The 25,223-nt window shown below is 64.5% G+C and carries 27 protein-coding genes; 11 read left to right on the forward strand and 16 right to left on the reverse strand.

Annotation, left to right across the window (positions count from 1 at the left end):
* Positions 1-30: 30 nt before the first annotated feature.
* From PIGHUM_RS19025 to PIGHUM_RS24030, 3 genes are read right to left on the reverse strand one after another with little or no spacing between them, the layout of a single operon-like run.
* Positions 31-438, reverse strand: a complete 408-nt coding sequence (locus PIGHUM_RS19025; RefSeq protein ID WP_246013340.1) for a type II CBASS E2 protein — start codon at positions 436-438, stop codon at positions 31-33.
* Positions 439-485: 47 nt separating this feature from the next.
* On the reverse strand, positions 486-1,745 hold the full coding sequence (locus tag PIGHUM_RS19030; protein ID WP_124081291.1) for a nucleotidyltransferase domain-containing protein: 1,260 nt from the start codon (positions 1,743-1,745) through the stop codon (positions 486-488).
* Between the two features lie 57 nt (positions 1,746-1,802).
* A complete protein-coding gene (locus PIGHUM_RS24030) occupies positions 1,803-1,967 on the reverse strand; it encodes a hypothetical protein (RefSeq protein ID WP_171019920.1) in 165 nt (54 codons plus the stop codon).
* A gap of 173 nt (positions 1,968-2,140) precedes the next feature.
* Here PIGHUM_RS24030 and PIGHUM_RS19035 point away from each other — a divergent pair, with 173 nt between their 5' ends.
* Complete coding sequence (locus PIGHUM_RS19035) at positions 2,141-2,467, forward strand: helix-turn-helix domain-containing protein (protein WP_050729724.1); 327 nt, start codon at positions 2,141-2,143, stop codon at positions 2,465-2,467.
* 2 nt (positions 2,468-2,469) lie between these two features.
* The gene (locus PIGHUM_RS19040) at positions 2,470-3,330 is read left to right on the forward strand and encodes an ImmA/IrrE family metallo-endopeptidase (protein WP_246013347.1); all 861 of its coding nucleotides are present in this window, start codon (positions 2,470-2,472) and stop codon (positions 3,328-3,330) included.
* 490 nt (positions 3,331-3,820) lie between these two features.
* Here the strand turns inward: PIGHUM_RS19040 and PIGHUM_RS19045 are convergent, their stop codons facing one another.
* The 5 genes from PIGHUM_RS19045 to PIGHUM_RS19065 all read right to left on the reverse strand — a co-directional run bounded on the left by PIGHUM_RS19045 (position 3,821) and on the right by PIGHUM_RS19065 (position 8,549).
* A complete protein-coding gene (locus PIGHUM_RS19045) occupies positions 3,821-5,188 on the reverse strand; it encodes an AbiJ-related protein (RefSeq protein ID WP_124081292.1) in 1,368 nt (455 codons plus the stop codon).
* An 11-nt stretch (positions 5,189-5,199) separates the two neighbouring features.
* Positions 5,200-6,072: a hypothetical protein gene (locus PIGHUM_RS19050; protein ID WP_187697810.1), complete on the reverse strand. Its 873-nt coding sequence runs from the start codon at positions 6,070-6,072 to the stop codon at positions 5,200-5,202.
* Positions 6,060-7,142, reverse strand: coding sequence for a type IV toxin-antitoxin system AbiEi family antitoxin (locus PIGHUM_RS19055; RefSeq protein WP_124081293.1), 1,083 nt, complete (start codon positions 7,140-7,142; stop codon positions 6,060-6,062). The genes PIGHUM_RS19050 and PIGHUM_RS19055 overlap by 13 nt, the downstream gene beginning before the upstream one ends.
* A 607-nt stretch (positions 7,143-7,749) precedes the next feature.
* A complete protein-coding gene (locus tag PIGHUM_RS19060) occupies positions 7,750-8,220 on the reverse strand; it encodes a type II toxin-antitoxin system YhaV family toxin (RefSeq protein WP_124081294.1) in 471 nt (156 codons plus the stop codon).
* Complete coding sequence (locus PIGHUM_RS19065) at positions 8,217-8,549, reverse strand: type II toxin-antitoxin system PrlF family antitoxin (protein WP_124081295.1); 333 nt, start codon at positions 8,547-8,549, stop codon at positions 8,217-8,219. Before PIGHUM_RS19065 ends, PIGHUM_RS19060 begins: the two co-directional genes overlap by 4 nt.
* Positions 8,550-9,054: 505 nt before the next feature.
* On the opposite strand from PIGHUM_RS19065, the gene PIGHUM_RS19070 reads away from it, so the two are divergent.
* The gene (locus PIGHUM_RS19070; RefSeq protein ID WP_124081296.1) at positions 9,055-9,468 is read left to right on the forward strand and encodes a helix-turn-helix domain-containing protein; all 414 of its coding nucleotides are present in this window, start codon (positions 9,055-9,057) and stop codon (positions 9,466-9,468) included.
* A gap of 171 nt (positions 9,469-9,639) precedes the next feature.
* Here the strand turns inward: PIGHUM_RS19070 and PIGHUM_RS19080 are convergent, their stop codons facing one another.
* On the reverse strand, positions 9,640-10,161 hold the full coding sequence (locus PIGHUM_RS19080) for a MarR family winged helix-turn-helix transcriptional regulator (RefSeq protein WP_124081298.1): 522 nt from the start codon (positions 10,159-10,161) through the stop codon (positions 9,640-9,642).
* A 289-nt stretch (positions 10,162-10,450) separates the two neighbouring features.
* Here PIGHUM_RS19080 and PIGHUM_RS19085 point away from each other — a divergent pair, with 289 nt between their 5' ends.
* From PIGHUM_RS19085 to PIGHUM_RS19100, 4 genes are all read left to right on the forward strand, one after another.
* Entirely contained in the window at positions 10,451-11,962 is a 1,512-nt protein-coding gene (locus PIGHUM_RS19085) for a 4-hydroxyphenylacetate 3-hydroxylase family protein (RefSeq protein WP_124081299.1), read from the forward strand.
* 25 nt (positions 11,963-11,987) lie between these two features.
* Positions 11,988-12,374 (forward strand): carboxymuconolactone decarboxylase family protein, encoded by a 387-nt coding sequence (locus tag PIGHUM_RS19090; RefSeq protein ID WP_124081300.1) that lies wholly within the window; start codon positions 11,988-11,990, stop codon positions 12,372-12,374.
* A gap of 66 nt (positions 12,375-12,440) precedes the next feature.
* A complete protein-coding gene (locus PIGHUM_RS19095; protein WP_160142355.1) occupies positions 12,441-13,472 on the forward strand; it encodes an isopenicillin N synthase family dioxygenase in 1,032 nt (343 codons plus the stop codon).
* A gap of 60 nt (positions 13,473-13,532) precedes the next feature.
* Positions 13,533-14,486, forward strand: coding sequence for a Bug family tripartite tricarboxylate transporter substrate binding protein (locus PIGHUM_RS19100; protein WP_124081302.1), 954 nt, complete (start codon positions 13,533-13,535; stop codon positions 14,484-14,486).
* A 33-nt stretch (positions 14,487-14,519) separates the two neighbouring features.
* On the opposite strand, the gene PIGHUM_RS19105 is transcribed toward PIGHUM_RS19100, so the two are convergent.
* Together PIGHUM_RS19105 and PIGHUM_RS19110 are read right to left on the reverse strand one after the other, a co-directional pair.
* Positions 14,520-15,272 (reverse strand): TSUP family transporter, encoded by a 753-nt coding sequence (locus PIGHUM_RS19105; protein ID WP_124081303.1) that lies wholly within the window; start codon positions 15,270-15,272, stop codon positions 14,520-14,522.
* Between the two features lie 40 nt (positions 15,273-15,312).
* On the reverse strand, positions 15,313-16,239 hold the full coding sequence (locus PIGHUM_RS19110; RefSeq protein WP_124081304.1) for a LysR family transcriptional regulator: 927 nt from the start codon (positions 16,237-16,239) through the stop codon (positions 15,313-15,315).
* A 130-nt stretch (positions 16,240-16,369) separates the two neighbouring features.
* Between PIGHUM_RS19110 and PIGHUM_RS19115 the strand changes: the two genes are divergently transcribed.
* From PIGHUM_RS19115 to PIGHUM_RS19125, 3 genes are all read left to right on the forward strand, one after another.
* Complete coding sequence (locus tag PIGHUM_RS19115) at positions 16,370-17,344, forward strand: tripartite tricarboxylate transporter substrate binding protein (protein ID WP_124081305.1); 975 nt, start codon at positions 16,370-16,372, stop codon at positions 17,342-17,344.
* Between the two features lie 214 nt (positions 17,345-17,558).
* A complete protein-coding gene (locus tag PIGHUM_RS19120; protein WP_124081306.1) occupies positions 17,559-18,188 on the forward strand; it encodes a hypothetical protein in 630 nt (209 codons plus the stop codon).
* Positions 18,185-19,342: a mandelate racemase/muconate lactonizing enzyme family protein gene (locus tag PIGHUM_RS19125; protein ID WP_124081307.1), complete on the forward strand. Its 1,158-nt coding sequence runs from the start codon at positions 18,185-18,187 to the stop codon at positions 19,340-19,342. Before PIGHUM_RS19120 ends, PIGHUM_RS19125 begins: the two co-directional genes overlap by 4 nt.
* Positions 19,343-19,367: 25 nt before the next feature.
* Here PIGHUM_RS19125 and PIGHUM_RS19130 read toward each other — a convergent pair whose 3' ends face one another.
* The 4 genes from PIGHUM_RS19130 to PIGHUM_RS19145 form a co-directional block, all read right to left on the reverse strand.
* Positions 19,368-20,720, reverse strand: coding sequence for an amidase (locus PIGHUM_RS19130; RefSeq protein WP_124081308.1), 1,353 nt, complete (start codon positions 20,718-20,720; stop codon positions 19,368-19,370).
* 13 nt (positions 20,721-20,733) lie between these two features.
* Positions 20,734-21,120, reverse strand: a complete 387-nt coding sequence (locus PIGHUM_RS19135; RefSeq protein WP_124081309.1) for a cupin domain-containing protein — start codon at positions 21,118-21,120, stop codon at positions 20,734-20,736.
* Positions 21,121-21,147: 27 nt separating this feature from the next.
* Positions 21,148-21,828, reverse strand: coding sequence for a DUF2848 domain-containing protein (locus PIGHUM_RS19140; protein WP_124081310.1), 681 nt, complete (start codon positions 21,826-21,828; stop codon positions 21,148-21,150).
* A gap of 85 nt (positions 21,829-21,913) precedes the next feature.
* The gene (locus PIGHUM_RS19145) at positions 21,914-23,128 is read right to left on the reverse strand and encodes an FAD-dependent oxidoreductase (RefSeq protein ID WP_124081311.1); all 1,215 of its coding nucleotides are present in this window, start codon (positions 23,126-23,128) and stop codon (positions 21,914-21,916) included.
* 101 nt (positions 23,129-23,229) lie between these two features.
* Here PIGHUM_RS19145 and PIGHUM_RS19150 point away from each other — a divergent pair, with 101 nt between their 5' ends.
* A complete protein-coding gene (locus PIGHUM_RS19150) occupies positions 23,230-24,216 on the forward strand; it encodes a LysR substrate-binding domain-containing protein (RefSeq protein WP_124081312.1) in 987 nt (328 codons plus the stop codon).
* Here the strand turns inward: PIGHUM_RS19150 and PIGHUM_RS19155 are convergent.
* A complete protein-coding gene (locus tag PIGHUM_RS19155; protein WP_124081313.1) occupies positions 24,116-25,222 on the reverse strand; it encodes a mandelate racemase/muconate lactonizing enzyme family protein in 1,107 nt (368 codons plus the stop codon). The two genes, PIGHUM_RS19150 and PIGHUM_RS19155, sit on opposite strands and share 101 nt — an antisense overlap.
* Position 25,223 lies beyond the last annotated feature (1 nt).

Below are 25,223 nucleotides of genomic sequence, written 5' to 3' on the forward strand. Positions count from 1 at the left end.
TGTCGTTATGCGATCTCAGTCGTCGCTGGCTTAGGCCCAGCGCTTCTTGCGTAGCTGCGGATGCTCGCCGCCGCCAGCCCATACCCCAGTGGTCAGCCAGTTCTCGAAGTGCCACAGCCACTCCGAAGTCCAGGCGATGTAGGTGTCGACCAGCTTCATCTGCGGTACCCACTCACGCTGTTTCGGCCACCAGAGACAAAGCTTGGTGCCGGGGCCGTTGTTGGGGTAGATATGGGGCAGCGCAACTTCGTCGGTCAGAGTCGTCAGGTCAGGACTTAGTACGAACATTTCTGGTGGGCGCGAATCGGGTGTCAAGCGCAGTTCACATTCGTAGACACGACCGAAGTCGCTTGGTGCTAGATGGAATCGATAGCGCAGGGCGCGACCTGACAGAAACATCAGCCGGGCACCATCAAGAGGCAAGGTGCGCAGTTCCATGGCTCGCTGGGCCAAGGTCGGTATGGGCGGAGCCGGGTAAGGCGTCATCAGTGGCCGAAATACGTATGAGGTCGCGCTGCGACACTGACCGGTGCGGCTACCGCCGACGAGATCAGCGTCACCCGGCCAGCAGCGTGACTAGTCTGGCGCCGCTGGGTCTGGTCCTGCTGGATAGCGCCCGCGCAGCGAGGTCCGAATGCGCTCTCCAGCGCCTTGAGCAAGACATCCATGCCCTGGTGATTCTCGATGGCATGCAAGATGCGTTTCAGATCCTCGATCAGGCGGCGGTGCCACGCCCAGAACGCCTCCTGCCGCGCCGAAGAATTCATGCCGCCGGCCAGGTTGTCTCGGGGGGCGGACGGGTTGGGCAGAACCCATTTTTCGGAACTGTCGGAGCAGGAAATCCGCTCGAAGTGCAGCGGCATCCGTTCCACGATATCGAGCAGCAACTCCAGGGGACTCTCGTGCGGCTGCGGCGCTTCTACCGCGTAGGCCATCGCGGCCAGCGTCGTCAGGAAGACGGACGAAGGCGCCATGTCTTGGCTCCCCTGCGCAACGCCGAAGGCTACATTGCGGTGCAGCTTCAACAGTTGCACCAGTCGGCACAGTAATCGGTCAAACACTTCCTGCGCATCAGGCAGCGGCGCCACTTCCGCGCGCGTCACCGAATCCATCGCCTCCGAGAAGCGCACCACGTCTGTGAAATTTGGCGAGATCGCGGCAGCGATATCGAAATGCTTCGCGTACCCGCGCGGGTTCGTCGAGTCGAAGAGCCGCAGTTCGCGGTCAGGGATGAGGCCGTGTGTCTCGCCGAACGGCGCGGCCAACAACGGCGAGTCAATGACCGGCGCGATGTCGGCACACATGCCTTCGGCGTATTCCAGCGTCGCACAACGTTCCCAGCGGCGCAGCTGGAGGCCATGCGCATCGGCGTAGCGGGACAAGGCGCGATGCAGTCGGTCGAGAAGCAAGGCTGGTCCGTGCTCACCGTCATACTTGTGACGCGCCCCAGATGCCAGGCGTGCGATCAGATCGATGTCGAAACCCTCCCGCGAGCCATCGCGGGGCCGCACGACGGTGCCCAACTGCCGGGAACCGTGGGCGTGGATTTGGATGAGATCGCCCTGGAACTCCGGGCAGGCCGAGAGGAACTCGCCGGTGCTGTTGTAGGAACGCTCCAAGGCCGACAACTGGGTGGCCGTGGGCTCATTGGCGCGGGCGATGACGTCCACTAGGTGGAAGAAGCGCGCCGATGCCCGCATCGAGATGCGGGGGCGCTGAGGGAGAGTCACAGGTTCGCGGATCACGGGGTCTCCTTGAAATTCTTGTTGATGGCCTTCTGCTGTACCTGGACTCGCCCCGGCTCAGCGCTTGTGCTTCGTGGGGTCCACAAGCTTGTAGCCTTGGCCCGGCCGCGGCGTCGGCGGCAGCGGCTTGCCTTTCACGCCGGTCACTTCATTGCCGGTGCCCGGGTTCTGGTACTGGCCGGACTTCGGTGCCGGCGTGCCGGGCTTCAACGTCTTGCTCATAGTCGTCCCCTTTCAGGATCGGTTGGTTGATTGCGACATCCGGCCTCCCTGTTCCCCACTGGCTGTGTTACCAAATCGGGGTTGCGCGGAAAGTTCGGAAATATCAAAATAATAATTCTGGACTTCCGAACTTCTGGAGTCAAGTATTTTTTTTATTGGAAATCCGAACAAGCATGCCAACACTGGGCGAGAAAGTCCGCACATTGCGGAAGAAAGCAGGCTTGACGCTAGAACAGTTCGCCGAGCAGATCGGTGCGTCCAAGTCATCCGTATGGGAACTGGAGAACAAGGAAAAGGCCCGCCCGTCCGCCGACCGGATCAATGAGGTGGCCAAGGTTTTGGGCGTGACGCCCGAGTTCCTGATGAACGACGACGTCGCCGAGCCCTCGATCGACGTGGCCGACGAAGCCTTCTTTCGCAAGTACCAATCGCTGGATACCGGGGTGAAGCAGCAGTTGCAGGAGATCCTCAGCGTTCTGGACAAGAAGGCTGGCTCTTGAAAGTGGGGCTTTCCGCATCGGGCGAGGCGATCAAGCTGGCGAAACTGTGGCGCGCCGTCCACGGCCTGACGTTTCCGATCAACGCCGGAGCGCTGGCGCAGGAATGGTCCAGGAACGTTGCGCCCGATGCGCCGATCGGGGAGTTGCAAGCCCGAGAGTTGCCAGGATTCGAGGGCGGGTTGTTCTGGCTGAAGGAGCGGAAGGTCTGGGCGCTGCTGTACCACCCGCACGAAGACCTGCCAGGACGAGCGAACTTCACTGTCGCTCATGAGTTCGGGCACTACGTCCTGCATCGCAAGCTGCAGGAGGCGTTCCAATGCTCCCAGAGCGCGACACTAGGGATCACCAGGGCCAAGATCGAGCGCGAGGCAGACCAGTTTGCGTCGTACCTTCTCATGCCGATCGACGACTACACCCAGCAGGTGCGTGGGCGCCGTATCACTCTTGATCTTTTGGGTGAGTGTGCTGACCGTTACGGTGTCTCTCTCACGGCCGCCATCCTCAAATGGTTGGAATTCACGGATCAGGCAGCCGTCGCCGTCATGGGGCGGGAAGGGATGCTGCACTGGTGGAAGGCCAGCAGCAGTGCAAAGAAGTATGCGTTGGGAGCGCTTCGGGAGGGTATGGAACTGCCCTCGGCCTCGCTTGCCGTGGACCCAGCACAAGCGACTTCAACCGCAGACTACCGCTTGGGCGTGGAGCACGCCGATGGCGTGTGGCCCATCAATCTTCCCCTGCGCGAGATGGTCGTGCTGTCGGACCGATACGACATGTCCATATCGCTGTTGGTTCTCGACGCACCTGGGGTGGATCATCCAGACGAGCCTGACGAAGACATGACGACCAACTTACCCTCGTTCTGAGCCTTGCTGTCGGCCGCTCAGATGCGGCGCGTTCGATGCAGCACCAGCCTAATCTCTAGGCAGTCTGAACTGATGCGTCCGAATGTGACGATCTAGGCGAAATGCCTCTCTCGGACAAAGCCGACATTGAGTAGTTTGGCCTGAGCGTCAGCAGCCAGCCTGAAGTCGTCACATTGGGACCGCCTACTGTTGGTCGCTTGCAGGCAGAGGGTAGCTTCCTGTGCACGGCAAGGATGGTTGGCACGCCCAAAGGCGCTGGTTAAGGCCATAGGGACGTGGCAGCCAGGGCGTTTCCAGAGAGGGAATCAAGGACTGCGTTGTACTCCAGCCACTCATCCAGATCGGAACGCAGGCGCTACTCTTGCGGAAAGACGAAGGACGGCTTGCGTGACATGTTCGCTATTTAGTTCAGAAAATTGTGATTTCGACCACAATAGCGAAACTATGCTATGGCTAGCTAGGATTCCGTCAAATGCTCGCCTTTGGGTTGTCAGCCCGTCAGAACGCTGTAGCGCTTGAACAGAGCCTCAAAGAACGTCTTCACGTCGGCCTTCGCCGTCGGCACTTGCAGCTCCGCGGCTCCGAAACGAAAAACTTCATAGCCTGCGAGCTTCAGTTCGCGATCGGCCTTAACCATCTGCGCATAGCGCTGCACATCGGCGTTGCCTGCGGTGTCCGCGTAGTGGTGCTTACCATCGACCTCGATGACGACCCGAACGCCCTGTGGCAGCAGGAGCAGAAAGTCCATGCGAAATCGCAAAAGCGCATCCGGCCCTCTCTCCTTGATCGTACGTGGGTCCCAGTGCAGCCAAACTTCCGGCAGTAGCGCAGGCAGGTTCGGAACCGCACCGCGAAACCCTTCGAAGAAGGCATCGAAAAGTAGGGTCTGCGGCGGCGAGTTACGGGGCAAGCTGGCCTTGAGGCGCCTGTACAGTGAGAGCTTGGCCTGCGTTGCATCGGCGATCTGCTCGGTGTCGCTCCACCACTGCTGCAGATCGTTCCAGCGCAGTCCGTCGTTGCCGATGAAGCGGTCATAGACGAGTACCTTGTCCGCGTTGGTGACAATCTCGACGTCGTTGTCCAGCGCGTCGCGGAAGCGCAGGTCGGGCTTGTCGGGTGAGGCGAAGATGAGATTCTTCGGCCGGCTCCTAGTCGCCGCGTGCAGTGAAACCAATGAGAAGACCGGGTAACCGCCTTCCAAGTCGGTCTCGCGCAGTTCGACGCTGCAACCGCGCAGTGGCTCGTTGACGCAAGCGACGAAGTGGCGTTGCGCTGCCTCGTCGGGACGCACGTCGGCGGAAGCCAACCCCTCCAGGAACAGCGCGAAGCGCCGGTCGGAAGCGTCATAAGCGCCTAACTGGTCGAACAGCGTTTCGGCCGGCCAATCCTCTGGGTTCCGATGAACGTGCTGCTGGATTTCATCGCGCAGGCCTGTGGGCTTGCCGCCTATGAGGTGCATCCAGTCATCGGCGTCCAAGATCCACAGGCGTTCCAGCAACTCGTCGAACCTCCGAGCATCCCCATACAAGTCTTCGCTATTAAGCCTGCGCGCGATCTCGCGCCGATACCGCTTCGGAATGGGCGGGCATGCACTGTCGCTCCAGAGGATGTCTTGAATCTGGTTGCGCGTAGTGGCATTGGGCGGGTGGCGGATCAGCAGTTTGCGGGCCACTGCAGGCAACTCGGTATCCGCAAGCGCATTGAAGCTGGCTGTCATTCGTTCCCGCTTGGAGCCATCATCGGGAGGCACGGGCAGGCCCAACTCTTCGCAGAGTGTTGGCAGCATAGTGTGCGTGCCAGCATCCTTCAGACCGGTTACCAGGGACTCCAACAAGTTGCGAAGTTGAGCGTAGTCCATGGGGCCGTAACTCAACCTCGCAGCGCCATCGCACGTAGGAGAGTATCGATCTGCCCAAACGCATCCTGTTGCCACTGTTCGGGCGTGCGATCACCCAGCGCATGCGTGTCTTCGACGAAACGCCTCACGCAGGTGGGACCATGTCCTTCGAAGGCGTCAAACTTGTCGGCGATGTGCTGGAAACCTCGTTCGCCGCTTGCGTGTCCCAGGAGCGGAAGGCATTGCTGCGCCAGAGCCTCAATGCCATCAGGATAGTTCCGCACACAGTAGTAGATGTCGTAGGCATCCTTCTGCTTGTAGCGGCCCGCCAACGCATGGCCTTTCATTGCCAGTAGTGCAGGGATAGAGCACACCGCAATCTCCACGCGGTTGGTCCCTCCGTTCGGCATCGGGCCCGCCACCGCCACCAGTTGATAGAACCGCATCGCCAAGTCAGCGCCGTCAGCACGCTGTACGGCAAAGTCGCTGATCAGGGGAGGATTGTTCTTGACGATCTCTGCATCGCGCGGCATCAAGAAATCGACCACGATGTCGATCCCCTCTCCACCGTCCTTCACGGGAACCTGACGAACCAGTTGGAACCGTCGAAGCCCGTCGCGCTGGGCATATCCATGACCCTGAAGCGCACCGATCAAGGTTGCGTATTCACCGTCGCCGAGAGCTTCTGCATCAAGTCCAATGTCTACATCGAGTGTGCCGACGTGGGGCATCTCCTCGTTGGCCAGTAGCAGCCAGGGGACTGCACCACCTATGATGGCGAACTTGCCTTTGAAGCTACCAAGTATCTGGCCGATCTCGATCAGCACGGATTTCACGGCCGCAGTCGTGCGGTCGTCATATTCGGCGGCCGATTGTGGTTCCTGGGGGGGTGTCATTTGGGCCATGTAAGCTTTTCCTTGCGCAGGTGGTCGGCGGCCTCGGCGCCGCGTTCGCCGGCAATGGAGAGGTCGAGGTAGGTTTGAACCAGGCTTGTGCAGACTGCGCCCGGCGCAGGTTCAATGGTGTCGGCAAACAATCCCGTGTCTTTCGGCACGGTGATGACCACGTTCTCGCCCTTCGCGGCAGGCGTGAGTTTCAGCGTTGCCTGAAGCTCACGCAGACCATCTTCGTCGGCGAAGAAATAGTGCGTGCCGGTACGACCGTAGGGTGAAAGCCACTGCGCTGCCGAGAACGATGCGAAAGCAGCATGCCCGGGACCGTCTTTGGCGCGCAATGCGCTACGGGCAGCTTCTTCGAACGCGCTGCCATGCAAAGGCGTGTAGAACCGCAGCCGCTCACCTGGCGGTGCTGTGTAGCTGTCCCGCCATGCGTCCACCAGTGCGTCGGGATCTGAGAGAACGAGGCCGTCATCTGAGGCGCGTGCCCATTCTCGATCGATCAACCCGGTGCGCACATTACTGACGTGCCCCAGGCTGACTCCGGAGATTTCTGACAGCTCGGTGACACGCCAAGCACGGCCTGGCTCGCGCAGCATGGTGCGCAAAACCTGGGCCGACTTCGGCCTGAACAACGACTTGAGTTCGCGTTGCTCCGCCGCAGGCTTGTCCGTCACCATGCGTTCGATGAACACGCCGCGGAAGGCGATCCGGGCGTTTCCTTCCAGGTCGAGATAGCTGACACCCTTCTCTTCGCACAGTTGCCTTACCGCAGGTGAGATATAGGGGGCGATGAAGACGGGCGTTGCCTCGGGAGTTCGCTGCGCAACGTAGTTCCGCAGTTCCAGCAGCGCGGACCGGGCGTACCGCGGTTGCCCGTTCGACTTGTACTCGCAGATGAGCAGATGCTGCCGCCCGTCCACGAGCAGCCGGGCGATAAGGTCCGGCTCCCAATCGTCGGACATAGCCTCGGCTTCGATCCCTTCGACCTGAAGGATCGGGATCTTTGCAAGCAAACGGCGCAGTGCCTCACCAGCCCGAGCCTCAGACTCTTTCATTAAATTGGCCTCTTTCAGCATTCGCTGAAAGTACCACATTTTTTGAAGAGCATCGCCAAAATTTCACTTATAAAGTCAATTTCAACATATGCTGAAACCATTCCATAGAGTGAAATTGCCTGTAGACGAAAGGAGCAAAGACTGGGCTCCATGGAGCGGAAACCGCATGGTGCCTGTTGGAGCAGCAGCTTGCCAGTGTGCGCGGAACTGGTACAAAATGCGGTACATTCCCGCTCTCCGAACGGGAGTAACCTTTTATAAATCAATGGGTTGGGTGCTTGATGTTGTTCCCTTCACCCGCTCCAGTCCGCTGACATCCAGGGTTTTCAGGGATGGCTAGTTAGTGATCAAGCTCTTGATCTTCCAAAAGAATCTCCGGATCCGCATAGTCTGCCGACGAAGGCCGTTAAACTGCTTATTCCCCTCGGCGCTGGGATGAGACACACGCCCTTTCTCCGCTCCGCTGCAAATGGCGGGAGAAAATCATAGTTGTCGCTTTCGCCTTGCAATTTGTCGGGCGGCTGCTTCGCGTCTGAAGGCGGTTGCCAGAATTGCTGGTATCCGACTGAATGAGAAGGATCGAAAGCTGCCGATGATGACAGACAGCTGTCGTTCCTGTTTAGTCCGATCACCGTCTGCGTTTGGCTGCAAGCACAAGCGCATTCCAATCATCCGGCGGATCCCCTCTATCCAGCATCTTCCTGAATACACGATAAGCATCGTCGTCGCTTTCGTAGGCGCGTTTTGTGTCTTCATTATTGACCCACGCTATCACGATGATCTTGCTGGCCGCGTGATATCGAAAGAACAATCGGTGCTGTTGGAAGAATTTGGCTCGGAACCAGTGTTTGTGCTGGTCTCTCAGCGTTCCACCTTGCCGGTATTCCGCTCGCGTCGGGTCTTGGGGGATGATCTCGAAAGCCAATCGCGCAATGGCAGCCAGGCGCTTCGTGGCATTGCGTCGATGGTATCCGTCCGGATCCTTGCGTTTCAGGGATTCGACTTGCTTCTGCAGACTATCCAGTTGCGCACGAAAGAGCGGATGCAGGTAGATGGTCCAACCGTTGACGGTAACGGGGGCGCTCGATTCAGCCGTCATTCGTCATCTGCGGACAGCGGTGCATCGAAGTCGATATTTCCAGCCTCGCGCGATGCCTTTTCCATGGAAGCACGCAAGTCGCTCGATAAGGGCACTAGGCGTTCCGGATGCGACGCGATGTCGTGGGCGAGGAAAGCCAGGAATGCTCCAAGCGCGGGGTCTTCATCATCGGCATCTTCGGCACGCGAGAGCACCACCTCTCCGTTGGCTCGGATGCTGTAGTGGATCTTGTCGCGTTTTTTCAGGCCAAGGGCGCGTCTTACCGTTTCAGGAACGGTGGTCTGGTAGCGTTCGGTAAGGGTGGACTCAACGTCAAGGGTTGTGGGCATGATGATCTCGCAAGAGTAGATGAGACATGGTAATGCAATTGCATTACCATGTCTATGTAGAGTCGCAATCGAGGCCATGGCAGCTATCACGACGCCCCCCGATGTCTCTCACCGACTGGTGCTGACCACGGAATCCAACCGCGGTGGTCGACGGTGTTGGGACGGGTGTGCCCCGTTTCTGTCCCGTTGGGCGGTAGTGATTGAATCTCCAGCCTGATCGGTTCATTAAGGGCTAAGGCCAACAGGCCAGTGGCGGCCTGTCCAATTCCACATGGCCTGATGCCGAAGCAACCCGTTGTGAGTTCATGACGGCTACCCACCGCTCGGACAAACGTTTCGGCCCGGGTTGATATGTCGTCTTGTATTCAGATATGAATTAAGAATTTACTTAAGTGTTCATATATGAATTGATACTCAGGGATTGGCGGGTTGATCGCAGTTTGTCTGTGTACTCAAATATGAACGCCTAATGATTGTTTTTAACCCTATCTGAGCAGGCGCAAACATGCCATCTTCCGAGCCGAGAAATCCTGGCCCACGGGTTGTGTTGCCGCGCCCCGTAGAGCGCGCGTTGCACCGCCTTGGGCAGGACATCTCGATTGCGCGCCGTGTGCGCCGCCTAAGCCAGGAAGACCTGGCACAGCGTATTGGCACGTCACTGAGCACACTCAGGCGCATGGAAGACGGCTATCCCGGCACCGCCCTGCATACTTTTCTGCGTGCCTTGCATGTACTGGGCCATCTCGAGGACGTGGTAAAGGTGATGGCCACGGAGAATGACAGGCTGGGGATGGAGCTGGTGCGGGAGCAGTTGCCGCAACGGGTGCGAACATTCCGTGGGAACAAACCACGAGCTGACCGTCCCGCTGCCGCCAAAGAGAGCGCCGCTGATGACGCCGATGAGTTGGAGGGCTTCTGACGCCGGTCAAGGCATCCCGGCGTCAGGCTTTGAAGGGCATCGGAGCTCCAGCGGCCAGGTCTTGGGGCGGCTATCTCCGGGTAGCGGCAAACGCAGCGCGTTCAGCCACGACGAGCGTTGGTTGCGAGATGCGCGGTCGGCCATGTGCCCCTATTAGTGGGGTCTGCCCCATCAGGCCGTATCGCCAGCGTACTCAATAGACGTCCCAGCATAAAACAGCAGAATGGACAGAGCCTGTTCCTTTTCCTCCTCGCTGAGGCTGCCGGTAAACGCGTCGACATCGGCCTGGACGGCGGCGTCGATGCCCGTCAGCAGGGCGATGCCGGTGTCGGTGACGGTGACCCGGGTCTCGCGCCGGTCTTCGCCTTCGCGGCTGCGGACGGCATGGCCGCTGTCGACCAGCGCGCGCACCAGGCTGGAGGCGAAGGCCTGGGAGATGTCGAGCCGGTCGGCGATGTCCTTGACGCGCAGGCTCTTGCTGGGGCTTCCGTAGACCTGGATCAGCGCCTGGTGCGCAAGCGGGTCGATGTGCGCCTGCCTGGCTTGTTCCTCGACCATGCGGAACACTTTGCGCAGCAGGTAGCGAGCGCTGGCGATGCCCTTGAAATAGACGTGCTTGTCCTTGCGCGAGCGGGACCGGACGGTGGCCTGGCGGCGTTTCTCCAGTCTTTGAGCGTCTATGGTGTCCGCCACCTCGTGGTCTCCTTTGGGCTGTGCTGTCGTGGCCGCACCGCAGCGTGCATGGCGGCTCCGGCATTGTAATCAGCGTCCCTCATTCTCGTATTTATATTAGTTAACTAAACTAGTTGACAGATATATATGGTCGTAATTAGGATGTTGTAAAGGGTTCGGCGAAACCGCGGCGCGCAGCTGGCGACGGGGACCGGTGCGGGCGATCGTGCGTGTCTCGGATGCCCGTTCCCTTGCTGCTGGATGCGTTTCCTTTTCCTTCCACGAACGATCGTGTTGTTCGGAGAGCCGCATGAACATGCCCGTCCCGAGGTCTGCCGTCCTGCCTGGAGGGCTGCGCACCGGAGCCGATTACGTCGACGCCATCCGGGACGACGGCCGCACCGTGTACTACAACGGGGAGGTGGTCCGCGACGTGGCCGCGCACCCGGCTTTCCGTGGGGCGGTCGAGTCCGTAGCGTCTCTCTACGATCTCGCGGCTTGCCCCGACAACATCGACAGCATGACGTACGAGGTCGATGGCACCGGCAGGCGTGCGCTGCATTGCTATCGCGTCCCCCGCTCGGTGGAGGAGTTGCGCGCGGCGCGCGGCATGTCCGCGGCCTGGGCCGAAGCGACGTGCGGGCTGATGGGGCGCACGCCCGATCACGTGGCCGGTTTTCTTTCCGGGTTCGCCGCCAAGCCGGCGCTGTTCGCCTCGGCCGGGGCGGGCTATGGAGAGAACGTGGAACGTTTTTTCCAATTCGCCCGGGACCGGCATCTGTATGTGTCCTACGCCATCGTGCCGCCCCAGATCGACCGCAGCAAGCCGGCGCACCAGCAGTCCGATCCGACCTTGTACGCCGGCGTCGTGGCCGAGCGCGACGGCGGCATCGTGATCAAGGGGGCGCAGCAATTGGCCACGGGCGCGGTGTTGTCCGACTACATATACGTGAGCTGTATCCATCCGCTCCAGCCCGGCGATGAGAACTATGCGTTCGGTGTCGTCATCCCGATGAATGCGCCGGGCCTGAAGGTCTACAGCCGAAAATCGTTCGCCCACGGCGGCGATGCACGCGACTATCCCTTGTCCGCGCGATTCGACGAGACCGACGCGCTGCTGGTGCTCGACGACGTGTTCGTGCCTTGGGAGCACGTTTTCATCTATCGGAACCTGGACGTGTGCTGGAACCAGTGGTGGAAGACGCCGGCGCATTCGTACGGCAACTACCAGGCTCAGGTGCGCTACGCGACCAAGCTGCGCTTTTTGCTGGGACTGGCCAAGCGGATAACCGAGATCACCGGCGTGGACGCCATGCCGCCGGTGCGCCAGCAGCTGGGCGAACTGGCGGCCCAGGCGACCATCGTCGAGTTGATGATCGACGCCCAGGAAAGCCGGGCGACCGTCGATGGCGACGGCGTGGTTTGGCCGGCCAAGTCGGCGCTGTACGCGGTGATGTCGCTGCAAGGCCAGTTGAATTCGCGCATGGTGGATATGCTGCGCGAGCTGTCGGGCGGCTCGATGATCATGCTGCCGTCGTCGCTGGCCGATTTCGACCACCCGGATGTGGCGCGCGACCTGGAGCGCTACATCGCTTCGCCGGGCTATCCGGCACGCGACCGCGTGGCGTTGTTGAAGATGGCCTGGGACCTGATCGGCAGCGAGTTCGCCGGCCGCCACCAGCAGTACGAGAAGTTCTATGGCGGGGCGTCGTTCCTGGTCAAGCAGAACATGTTCCGGACCTACGATTTCGATGCGGCCACTTCCCTGGTGGATCGCGCGCTGGCCGGCGTGGCGGCGCCGGCGGACGGGGCCGCGGCTTGAGGCGGCCCGTATCTGGAGAGTGACGATGGACGAACGTTTTACCAAGGGCCTGGCCACGCGCAAGCAGGTGCTGGGCGAGATGCCGGTGGCGCAGCGGGTGGCCTCGGCGCAGGGCGAGTTGAACGCGGACCTGCAGAAGTATCTGACCGAGTTCGCCTGGGGAGACATCTGGTCGCGCGGCCAGCTCAGCCTGCGCGATCGCAGCCTGGCGACGATTTCCATGCTGGCCGCGCAGAATCGCCCCACTGAACTGAAGACGCACATCGAAGGCGCGCTGAACAACGGCGTGACGATGGAGGAGGTCGCGGAGGTCTTTCTGCACGCCGCGGTCTATTGCGGCTTCCCGGCTGCGATGACCTGCATGCGGCTGGCCAAGGAAGTGGCGGCGGCGCGCCAGGGCGCGGCAGGCTAGCGCCACGGGTTTCTGCATTCGTGCAATCGGCGCGGACGGGATGTCCGCATTTGCTTGGGGATGATCATGGCTTTGCCCGAGTTCAAGAAAGTCTTTGCCCACGAAGTACCTGTCATCGATCTGTCGGTGCTGCAATCCGGCGATCCGGCGGCGTACCGCGACATTGCCCACCGCATCGCCGAGGCCTCCCACAGCATCGGCTTCTTCTACGTGGTGAACCACGGCATGCCGGCCAGCCGCATCGACGCCATGTTCGACGTCGCCAAGCGCTTTTTCGCGTTGCCGCTGGAAGAGAAGATGGCGATTCGCCTGGCGCTGTCCGACAAATACCGCGGTTATCTGCCGTTCAAGATGATGGGCGCGGATCCGAGCCTGAAGGGCAATCTGCACGAAGCCTTCCAGATCCACACCGAACTGCCGCCCGACCATCCGGCCGTGCTGGCCGGCAAGCCCTTGCACGGCGCCAACCAGTGGCCGGCGTCGCTGCCCGAACTCAAGACGGAGATGCTCGCCTACTTCCGGGACATGTCGGTGCTGTCGCAGACGTTCCTGCGCATGTTCGCGGTCGGCCTGGACCTGCCGCCGGATTCGTTTACCCGGTATTTCCAGAGTCCGATGATGCAGCTGCGCATCATGCATTACCCCCCGCAGGAGCCGACCGAGTCCGGCGATCACCTGGGCACGCGGCCGCACACGGATTCCGGAGCCTTCACCTTTCTCGCGCAGGACGAGGTCGGCGGCCTGGAGATCCTCAGCCCGGCCGGCGACTGGATCACCGTGCCGCCGCTGCGCGGCAGCTTCGTGATCAATATCGGCGAGATGATGAAGATATGGACCGACGGCATGTATGCCGCCACGCCGCACCGCGTGATCAATCGCTATGGGCTGGAGCGCTATTCCATGCCGTTCTTCGCCACGCCGGACTTCGACGCGGTGATTACGCCGCTGCTGTCCAACCCGGACCGCGACAAGGCGGCCGAGCCGCCCAAGTTCGCCACCTCGGTGGCGGGGGACAGGCCGATTACCTGCGGCGAGATCCTGACGTATCTGTACGGCCGCATATGGCCGTCGACCAAGGTTCAGAGGGTGGATGCCTAGCCAGGCCGGCCATCGAAGGCAGTGTCCAAGGCAAGTCAAGACTATCGGGGTGATCGCATCATGAGAAGCGCAAAATGGGCGGGGGTGTTCGCAGTGCTGTTTTCTCTGGCCGGACCGGCAGCCGCGCAGGACGGCTATCCGACGCGGCCGGTGCAGTTGATCTATCCGTTCGGCAGCGGCGGGACCGACTCGCTGTTCCGCGTGTTCGCCATGGCGATGGGCAAGCAGGGCGGCGAGCAGTTCGTCTACATCAACCGGGAGGGCGCTTCGGGGGCCATCGGCGCCGCTTCGGTGGCGCGGGCCCAGCCGGATGGCTATACGTTGATGATCGGGCCCTCTATCGTCATGACCAATCTGCCCTACACGCAGAAGGACTTGTCCTATACCTTCGACTCCTTCGATTTCGTCTGCCAGTTGAACGTCAACGCCTTCGTGCTGGCGGTTCGCGCAGACTCGCCGTACAAGCGGCTGGAGGACCTGCTCGACGCGGCGCGCAAGAGCCCCGGCAAATTCAACTACGGGCATTCCGGCACGTATACCGACGTTCATCTCAACATGCTGACCCTGGCCAAACAGGCGGGTGTGCAAGTGCAGGACATCGCCTACCGTGGCGACGGCCCCAATTTGCTCCGGCTGCTGGCGGGAGACCTGGAGTTCACCATCAATTCGGTGGTGTCGGTCGCGTCTCGCAACGACGTGCGTCCGCTGGCGGTGTTCTGGGACCGCCGCCATCCCGCGCTGCCGGATGTGCCATCGGTCGTCGAATTGGGCTACTCCAGCTTCTTCACTGGCTACCAGGGCGTCTACGCCCCCAAGGGCACGCCGAAACCGGTGATCGGCAAGCTCGAGGACATGTGCATGAAGGCGGTGCAAACCGAGGAATACCAAACCGCGGCGCAGAAGCAGGGCGCGGCGGTGGTGCCCATGAGGAGCGAGCCCTTTGCCGCCGAGGCGCGCAAGAACTACGAAACCAAGGGCAAGCTGTTCGGCGAATTGGGGGTGCAGCCGCAGTAGCGGAGGCGCGCGGCACTGGCAGTGCCGCCGCGTTCAGCCTGCCAGGGTGGCCCAGATCAGGCTCGCCCCGGACAGGATCAGCAGGCCGCATACCAGCCACTCCACCGCCCGGCGCGAAAAACGCGGCGGATGCCGGGCCTGCCACCAGGACACCCCGGCCACCGCCGGGATCGCCGAGACCGCCAGGAGCAGCGAGCGCCACGAAAGTTCGCCGCTGCCGGCCACCAGCACCAGGCGCAGGGCGGCGTTGGCGGCGAACATGATGAACAGGCATTCCTTGACGCGGCCCCTGTCCATGGGCTCGCGATACAGGTGGTAGACCATGGGCGGGCCGGAGGTGGAGAACAGGCCGCCCAGCAGTCCCGACAGCGTGCCGTAGAACCAGAGCGCGGGCTTGCCCGACGGGCGTGGGCGCGGCGCGCGCTGCGCGAGCAGCAGCAGCGAACATCCGATGATGGCCGCGCCGAGCGTCAGGCGCAGCACGTGCATGGCGTTGTTGCTCAGCCATGCCAGCACGATCACTCCCGCCAGCACGCCGAGCAGGCTGCTGGCGAGAATGGGGCGCAGCAGTTCCCAATCGAATGAAATGCGGTGGTAGCGCCAATAGGCCCAGGCATTGACGAGGCTCAGGACGCTGGCCACGTTGGCGGCATCGGTGATGGGCATGATCCCCAGCGCGCCGACCATGCCCAGCAGCAGCAGGGCGAACGCAAAACCCGTGAGCGTCTGGCAATACGCGGCGACGGCCACGCAGACGAGGAACAGAAAGAAAGTCAGCAAGGTCATGGGTGGGCATGCTACCGGAGAACGGGCCGGCAGTCGGGCTTCAACTGTTCCTGGCAGCTCCCGTTCCCAGCAGCCGGCCGATGTCCTGCTCGGCCAGCAGCGCCACGGTGCCCTGGGCGAGCTGCGACAGCGGCCGGTCGCGCGCGGTGGCCAGCACCAGGTCGTTGAGTATGCGCGGGGCGCCGATGGCCGATACGTGGAAAGGCTTGCCCGCGCGGGTGGTGGAGGCGGGCGCCGCGCTGCGCGGCACGATGGCATAACCCTGTCCGCTCTGGGCCAGCTTGAGCAGGGTATGGACGGCGTCGACTTCGGCCACGACGTTGAGCTTGATGCCGTGCGGCCGGCAGTTGGCCTCGATGACCGCGCGTATCGCGTTGGGAATGCTGGGCGCCAGTACGGGATAGCGCTCCAGCTCGCGCGCCTGCAGATGCGCCGGCAGCGGAAAATCGGCGGTCGGCCGCCCGCACAGCACCATGTCCTCGCGGTAGAGGCTGCGGTACTCCAGCTTGGGGCTGGGAGACGGATCGAACAGCAGCGCGATTTCTATCTTGCCCAGGATCAGGTCTTCGCGCAGCGCGGCGCTGAGTCCTTCCGATACGGAAATCGAGGCTTGCGGATAGCGCCGCCGGAACTGCTTGACCAGCTCCGGCGTCAGCACGTGGGCCACCCGCGGCGGCAGGCCGACCGTGAGGCGGCCGGTGGGCTGGCCGCGCAGCGCCTGGATGTCGGTGCGGGCCTGCCGGGTCAGCTTCAGGATGGCCAGGCCGTACGAGAGCAGGCACTTGCCCGATTCGGTGGGCTCCACGCCGCGGCCGGTGCGGGTCAGCAGGTGGGTGTGCAGATCCTGTTCCAGCAGGCGGATGTGGCGGCTCAGGGTAGGCTGGGAAACGCCGAGCACCGAGGCCGCGCGCGTCAGGCTACCGAGTTCGGCCACGTGGACGAACGATTCGAGCTGCTGCAGATCCATGGTATTTAATTATCGGATATCAGATGTTGAGGTTATTTTATTGATGAATGGATCGCCTGTCCGCACAATGCCGGCCATCGATAAAACGCTGCATGCAGCCCGCTGCCGCGCAGCCCTTTCAGGAGACCCCATGCATTCGATCCGCAGACTCGCGGCGCCGTTGGCGCTGCTGTTGGCCGGCGCCGCGAGCGGCACCGCGCAGGCGCAAGCCTATCCCGATCATCCGGTTCGCCTGGTGATTCCCTTCGCGCCCGGCGGCAGCAACGACATCGTCGGCCGGCTGATCGGCGAGGAACTGGCCAAGCGCCTGGGCCAGCCCTTCATCGTCGACAACCGCGGCGGCGCGGGCGGCACCATCGGCACCGACCTGGTGGCCAAGTCGCGCCCCGACGGCTATACGCTGCTGCTGATCTCCACGCCGCACACGGCCAACTCGACGCTGTACAAGAAGCTGCCTTACGACCCCGCCAAGGATTTCGCGCCGGTCGCCAGGCTGGCGACGGCGCCGCTGCTGATCTCGGTCTATCCAGGCCTGCCGGTCAAGACGCTGCCTGAGCTGATCGCCTACGCCAAGGCCAATCCGGGCAAGCTCAACTATGTCTCGTCGGGCGTGGGCAGTTCGCAGCACCTGGTCAGCGAACTGTTCGAAAGCCGCGCCGGCATTTCGATGACGCACGTCCCCTACAAGGGGGCGGGCGCGGCGCTGGCCGACGTGGCCGCGGGGCATGCCCAGGTTTCGGTGGGCACCGTGCTGCAGGCACTGCCGCACGTCAAGGCCAATCGCCTGCGGCCCCTGGCTGTGACCGGGACCAAGCGGCAGCCGGTCGTGCCCGACGTGCCGACGGTCGAGGAAGCCGGCCTGAGCGGCTACGATGGCGATAACTGGTGGGGCATCCTCGCGCCGGCCGGCACGCCGCCCGCCATCGTGGGCAAACTGAACAAGACGATAGGCGAGATCCTGGCCGAACCCGACATGCGCAAGCGCCTCGAGGCGGAGAGCGCGTCGGTCGCCTACCTGGAACCGGAAGCCTTCGGCAAGTTCATGGCGGGCGAGACCACCAAGTGGGCGGAGTTGATCAAGCGGCTGGGCATTCAAGCCGATTGATTGGTCCCCCCTACGCGCTTACGCGCGCCCGGAGTGGTGGGCCCCCAGCCGCTACGCGGCAGCCCCCCGAGGGGGCCTGGGCCCGCCTCGGGGCGGCCCGGCGCCGGGCCCCAGGGGGCGTAACGAACGGACCGGCGAAGCCGGATCCGCTGTGCCCTGGGTCAGAACATCCGCTGTGTCCGAAACCTACTTTACCTAGATCTAGGAAATGGATATGAGTATTGCCGCGCTGTTGCTGCGGTACACCCCGGCGCCGCAGGACACTGCGGCCATCGAGCTTCTGGCCGCGGAAGCGGTGGCGCGGCATCCCGGCCAATTGGCGTGCGTGGACGCCAACCGTGCGCTGGACGGTTCGGCGCTTTACCTGTACTTCTGGTTCGCCGAAGGCACCGAGGACCGCACGCCGGTCGTGGCGGCATTGGCCGAATTGGCGCGCCTGCGCCTGCCGGGCACGGATCCGGCCGTGCTGGAACTGGCGTCCGTGCAGGATCTGCCGGGCGCTTCCAGCGGCCAGGCCGCGCCTTATCACTACGTGGTGGAGACCGACCTGCGGCCGGATGCCGCGACCGAACTGGACAACTGGTACCGGCAGGAACACCTGCCGGGCCTGGCCGCGGTCGAGGGCAACGTGCGCGCGCGCCGGCTGGTGGCGCATTCGGCCGGCGGACTGCCGCGGTCGGTGGCGTGCTATGAACTGACCACGCCCGACGTCAAAACGCATCCGGCCTGGCTTGCCGTGCGCGCCACCGAGTGGTCCGGCCGCGTTCGCCCCTGTTTCCAGAATTCGCTCCGGGTCATGTGCGAGCGCATCCATACCCTCGAACCCGGCAAAGGACAGTCATGACTTCTTCCGCTACTGGCACCGCGTCTCCATTGGCCGATGCCCGCATCACCCGTATCGAGACCATTCCCCTGAAGGTGCCGCTCGAACGCGCGGCGACCGGTTCGACGCTCAAGCTGACGCATCGCTGCACCATCGTCACGCGCGTGCACACCGATGCCGGCGTGGTCGGCGAATGCTTCAACGCCAACGACGACGAACTGCAGGCGGACATCATCCGGCTGATCCACGATGAGCTCGAGCCGCTGCTTCGGGGACAGCGGGTGGCCGCCATCGACGACGCGTGGGCGGCGGCGCGCCGGTCCACCGAGCCCTTCCTGCGCGACCGGCGCGTGGCGCTGCGCGCCCAGGCCTGCGTGGACAGCGCGATGCACGATGCCGTCGGCAAGCTCGCCGGCGCGCCGCTGCACCTGCTATGGGGCGGCGCGCGCGAGCGCGTGCCGGTGGTCGCGCTGGGCGGCTATTACCGCCAGAGCGGAGACCTGGAAGCGCTGGCCGACGAAGTCGCGGAACTGAAGGCCTTCGGCATTCATGGGCTGAAACTGAAGATAGGCGGCAAGACGCCGGCCGAGGACGCCCTGCGGGCGGAGGCCGTGCGCAAGGCCGGCGGCGATGCGTTCACGCTGGCCTGCGATGCCAACCAGGGCTGGACGCGCGAACAGGCGCTGGAGTTCGTGCGCCGCACGCGCGACTTGAACCTGGCGTGGTTCGAGGAACCCTGCCGGTGGGACAACGACCGCGCCGACATGGCGGTGGTGCGCGCGGTGGGCGGCGTGCCGACCGCGGCCGGCCAGAGCGAGCTGTCGCGCTTCGGCTGCCGCGACCTGCTGACCGCGGGCGCGATCGACATCTGCAATTTCGACGCGAGCTGGGGCGGCGGTCCCACCGAGTGGCGCCGCGTGGCCATGATGGCCTCGGCGTTCAACGTCACGGCCATGCAGCACCTGGAGCCGCAGATCGGCCTGATGATGTCCGCCGGCGTGAGCAACGGGCGCTATGCCGAAGTCATGCTGCCCTGGCGCGATCCGTTCTTCTACAAGCTGGTCGCCAACCAGCCCGAGCGGCCGTTCGTGGATGGCTACTACACGCTGCCCACGGCGCCCGGCTGGGGCATGGTGTTCGACACCGACTACCTCGAGTTCGCGCGCCGCAAGTAGGGGTGGCGGCGCGGCCCGTCGTTGCTCAGCGCGCGGCCAGCCCTGCTTCCACCGCACGCGCGATGGCGAGCAGCCGGCGGTCCTGCCCGCGGGGGGCCGCCAGCATCAGGCCCACCGGCGCGCTGCCGGGTTCATGGCAGGGCAGGGAAATCGCGCAGCCGTCCAGGAAATTGATGATCGAGGGATTGCGCAGCATCAGCATATTGGCGCGGGCATAGGCCGCGTCGTCCGTCAGGTCGGCCAGTGCGGGCGCGATGGCCGGCACCGTCGGGCAGACGATCGCGTCCACGCCGGCGAAATGGCCCGCGGCGCGCGCGATCCAGCCGGCGCGGCGCTCGTTCAGCTCGGCAAGGTCGGCGGGCGTCAGTTGTGCACCCTTTTCTATCCTGGTCCTGACGCGCGGATCGTATTGCGCGCCGTGCCGCGCCATCATGTCCCGGTGCAGCGGATAGGCTTGCGCGGCGGTGTAGCCGCCCTTGGCATTGATTTGCGCCAGTTCGCCGAACTCCGCGAACGGCAGGTCGACGAGGGCGGCGCCCGCCTGCGAAAGCCGCCGCAGCGCGTCCTGGAAGGCGGTTGCCACGGCCGTGTCCATGTCGTCGAGCACGACGGTCTGCGGCACGGCCAGGCGCAGTCCGGCCAGCGCGGGACGTTCGCCGAGATCGACCGGTTCGCCCGCCAGCACGGCGTCGAAGATCGCGCAGCAGTCCACGGTCCGGCCGATGCCGCCTATGCTGTCGAGCGTCGTGGACAGCGGGAAGGCGCCGTCGGCGGGCACGCGCGCGGCGGTGGGCTTGAAACCGGCCAGGCCGGTCAGGGCGGCGGGAATGCGGCACGATCCGCCGGTGTCCGTGCCCAGGCCGATGGCGGCCATGCCGTCGGTGACGGAAATCGCCGCGCCCGAGGACGAGCCGCCGGGGATGCGTCCGGTCTGCCTGTCGTAGGGGTTGAGCGGCGTGCCGTAGTGCGGATTCAGGCCGAGCCCGGAATAGGCGAACTCGGTCATGTTGGAGCGGCCGATGATGACGAAGCCGGCCGCGCGCAGGCGCGCAACGGCCGCGGCATCGCGTGCGGCGGGCGGATTGCCGGCCAGCACGCGCGAACCGGCCGTGGTCGCCTGGCCGGCGATGTCGAACAGATCTTTGATCGAGATTGGGATGCCGGCGTAGGGCCGGGACCGGTCGCCGCGCGCGCGGGCGCGGTCGATGTCGTCGGCGGTGCGCAGCGCCGCCTCGGCGTCGAGCGAGATATAGACGCGCGCGCCTTCGCCGGATGGGTCCCCGGCGCGCGCCAGGCAGTCCTGCACCAGTGCGCGGCTGGTGACCTGGCCGGCTTGCAGGGCCTGGCTCAGTGCGTCGAGGGGGGGCAGAAGCGGCATCGTCGGTTCTCGGTCAGGCGGGATCGTAATAGTGTATTTCGAGCAGCAGGCATCCGCCTTCGGATTTGAACGGACCATGCCAGGCGCCGGGCGGGCGCACGGCATAGGTATAGCCGGAGAAGGGCGTGCCGCCGTTGCCGTCGGCGTCGTTGCCCACGGTCAGGTCGCCGGAAACCAGGAAGACTTCTTCCCAGTAGTCGTGGACGATGGGCTGGCCGGTATGGAAGCCGGGCGGGAAGCGCAGCAGGCGGGTGCGGCTGCCCTGCTTGTTCAGCTCGTCCAGCGAGCCGGACAGGATTTTCTCCATGGCGCCCGATGCGGGGTCGTAGCCGGCCGGCAATTGCCAGCCGCCGTCCATGTCTAGGGTGTGGAACTCGTCGTGCTTTTTGGTGACGGGCATGGGGTGCTTTCTCCTGTTCCTGTCGGGTCAGCCGGCAACCGGCAGCGTGTCGATGCGGTAGGCGTGGCGTAGCGTGCGCTCCAGCACCGGATCGTGCAATTCGACGTCGAATTCGGCGGCGGGGCGGATGCCGCCCAGGGCCGCCAGGGTGCCGCAGAACATGAGTCCGCCCTCGGGCAGTTCGCCCCGGTTGTCGGCATAGCCGGCGATCAGCTCGCGCGGATCCTGCATGGTCGTGACGGGGCCTTCCTGATATAGCACGCGCCTGCCGTTCTCGGCGATGTGCGCGCGCAGGCGCAGTGCATCCCAATGGGCGGCGACGTCGTCGAACAGCCACCAGTCCCGGCCGATGGGCTTGTCGCAGAGCTGTTTGGAAATGGCCACGCCCATGGTTTCGACCTTGCGGTCCGTATGGTCCGAACCTATGCCTATCCAGAGGCGGCCGTCCAGCCGCAGCACCGCGAATTCGGCTTCGCCGCTGGAGTCTTCGCCGCTGACTTCGATGGCCGGCGCGGTGGTCAGGCGCGCGGCCGCCACGCGGTAGTACATGGGGGTCGAAGCCGGACGGGGCACGCCCAGCTCCTCCAGTTCGGCGATGTGTTTTTCCATCGCGGCGCGGTCGCGGCCGGTCCAGCCGGCGATGACGGCATGGCCGATGGCGGCGTCGCGCGTGATGGTTTCTGCGCGGGTGATCAGATTCAATTGCATGGTGGAGGACTCGGGGCGGCGGCCCGCGCTGCCTGGCAAGAGGCAGCACGGGCCGCATGGGGGAAAGGAGCCGGAGCGGTGCCGGTCAGGCCTGCCGTGCTGCCTGGCTCTCCGCCTGGCGCAGGCTGCTGATCATGGAGACCTTCATCAGGTATTCCCTGGCCAGCTGCCGGTCGGCGGCGGTGCGTGTCATCTCCTCGCGCCAGGCTTTCTGCCTGGTTGCGTCGCGCGTTTCGAGATTGGTCTTATTGGCGATGGTGATCGTGTTCACGTAGTCGAGCGCCACCGGACGCCGCTCGGCCTCGTAGCGGTCGAGCAGCGCGTCGTCCGCCTGCCCGAGGCAGACCCGGGCGAGTTTGTCGGCGATGTTGAACGCGTCGTGGATGCCGCCGTTCATGCCCATGCCGCCCAGCGGATTGTTCAGGTGCGCGGCATCGCCCGCCAGGAAAGCGCGGCCCACGCGGTAGCGCGGCGCGACGCGCTGGTGCACCGAGTAGATGGTGCGGTGCTCGATGAGATAGTCGCCGGGCCGGGCGTAGACGCGCTGCAGCCGGCGCTGGATGCTGGCGTCGGACAGGATGTCCGCCTCTTGCTCGTCGGCGCCGACCGGCAGCATGACGCGCCACAGTCCGGGCACCCGCAGCAGGAAAAACCATTCTTCCGGGTCGGCGAAGTAGCTCACCTCGGCCAGGCCGGGGATGACCTGGCCGAAATCGAAAGGCGTGCTGGCCACCAGGAAGCGCTCGCCCCAGGTGAAGCCGTCCAGCACCACGCCCAGCAGGTCGCGCACGATGCTGCGTCCGCCGTCGGCCCCGATCAGCCAGGCGCCGTGTTCGGCGGAGATGCTGCCGTCGGCATGCTGCACCGCCAGCGTGACGCCGTCGGCCTGCTGTTCCATCCCGACGACCGTGGCGCCGAAGCGCACCTCGGCATGATCAAAGCGCGCCAGGCGCTCGACCAGGATGGCGTTGAGCTTGAACTGTTCGCATTGCAGCCGGAACGGGTGCGCGGTCTCGCCGCTGATCGCGCCGAAGTCGAATTCGGCGACCCAGCCTTTGCGGTCGCGGTACTGCATGCGCGGCGCGACCAATCCGATGTTGATGAGTAATTTCGAAACATCGAAACGCGCCAGCAGATCGAGCGTGGCCGGCTGGAACGTCGAGGCGCGCAAGGTCTGGGGCAGCGCCGGCTCGGCCTCGAATACCGTGACGGGAATCCCGGCATCGGCGAGGACGTTCGCGGCGACGAGGCCGACCGGGCCGGCGCCGGCGATCAGGATGCGTGGTGGATGTGCGGTCATGGCGTGCTGAGTCGTGGACGGGTCGGCACATCCTAGGAGTCTTGCCCCTGCGCCAGCAAACGATTTATTCTGGACACATCTTGAGTTTTTGGAACGACCCCATGCGACGCAGGCTGCCCAGCATCACCGCGCTGACGGCGTTCGATGCCGCGGCCCGGCATCTCAGCATCACCCGCGCGGCCAACGAGCTGGCGCTGACCGAGAGCGCCGTGTCGAGGCAGATCTCGCTGCTGGAAGAACAACTGGGCGTGCGGCTGTTCCACCGCATCAAGAAGCGCATTTCGCTGACGCGCGCAGGGCACATGTACAGCGCGCGCGTGGTGCAGACCATCGAGCGCATCGAGCGCGATACGCTCGAGGTCATGGGGCACGAGGGCGACGGCGCGGTGCTCGAAGTGGCGGCCCTGCCGACGGTGGGCGCGCAATGGCTGGTGCCGCGCCTGTCCACCTTCTATGCGCAGCGGCCGAGCGCGACCGTCCATGTAAGCGCGCGCAGCACGCGTTTTTTCTTCAGCGAAAGCGCGCTCGACGGCGCGCTGTATTTCGGCGCCTCGGATTGGCCCGGCGCACGCACCGACTACCTGTTCGACGAAGTCCTGCTGCCGGTGGGCAGTCCGCTGCTGCTCGACGGCGCCGCGTCGCTGGATGCGGATGCCATCGTGCGCTGCCGCCTGCTGCACTTGATGACGCGGCCCGAAGCCTGGCGGCTCTGGTGCGGCGTGGCCGGGCTGGGCGACGTGAACGTGATGCGCGGTCCGCGCTTCGAGGTCCAGTCCATGCTGATCAGCGCGGCATGCGCGGGGCAGGGCGTGGCGCTGCTGCCGCGCTTCCTGATCGGCGATCAACTGCGTTCGGGCAAGCTCAAGGTGCTGGCCGATCTGCCCGTGCGCAGCGAGGGCGCCTATTATTTCGCCTATCCCGAAGAAAAGGCGGGGGACGCTTTGCTGACGGAGTTCAGGGCTTGGCTGCAGGACCAGAGCGAGCTGTTCAGACGCGGGGCCAAGCGAGCCGGTAGCGCGCCAGCCGCTCCGGGTCCAGCCAGTCGTCGGAGCCGGCGGACGCCGGCAGCGCGACGCGGCCCTGCCTGATGACGGGCGTGCCGGCCACGACCTGTTCGGCCAGCGTCAGGAAGAACGTCTGCTCGGCGGGAAAGGCGCTGTCCGCCTCCGGAACGGCCGCCGCCTGCTGCAGGTTGACCAGCGTGCCCAGCGCGCTTTCGGCGTAGATGCCGGTAGCGATGCGGGCGCCGTGTGCCACGGCCAGCGCCTGCATGGCCTGCGCTTCTCCCATGCCGATGCGGCCGGGCTTGGCACTGAGCGCGCGGGCGCCGCGTTCCAGGAAAAGGGCGGCCTCGGCCGTAGTGGTGCAGGCGCTGTCGACGATGATGGGCAGGCGGGTGCCTTGCTGCAAGGCTTCGAAATGGCGGTCGGGACGCAGCGCGCAGGGATCCTCGGCGGCTTGCACGCCTTCTTCTTCCAGCAGGCGCAGGTAGGCGGCGGCTTCGTCGCGGCCATAAGCGCTGTTGGCATCGACGCTCAGCCGCGCGCCGTCGCCCAGTACGCGGCGTATGGCGCGCAGCGCGCGCCGGTCGGTGTCCATGCCCTGGCCGCCCTTCACCTTGAAGGCGCGTATGCCGTGGCGCTCGGCCACCTCCGCGGCTTCGCGCGCCATGACCTCGGGCGGTTGGCGGGTGACCGTCCAGGACACCTCGACTTCGCGGCTGCCGTTCCAGCACTGCCACAGCGGCCGGCCCGCCGCCGCGGCGCGCAGCATGGCGCACGCGCTTTCCAGCATGCCCTTGGCCATGCGGTTTTCGGGAATGGGCGCCAGCGCCGCGCGCACCGCCTGCGGATCGCCCACGTCGATGGCCGCGACCGCGGGCATGACGAGATCCTGCAGGCTGGCGCACAGCGAGGCCGGCGAAACGCCCGACCAGGTCGCCTTGACCGTGCCCTCCGCCAGGCCGGCGTGGCCGTCTTCGGATGCGATGCGCAGCAGCGCATACAGGCCCGAATCTTCGACGGCGTTGGCCCAGACGACCTGGCGCAGATAGGGCAGGCGGTAGAACTCCAGCGACCAGCGGGCGATCTTCATG

This window comes from Pigmentiphaga humi (genome assembly GCF_900606115.1).
Classification (GTDB): domain Bacteria; phylum Pseudomonadota; class Gammaproteobacteria; order Burkholderiales; family Burkholderiaceae_B; genus Pigmentiphaga; species Pigmentiphaga humi.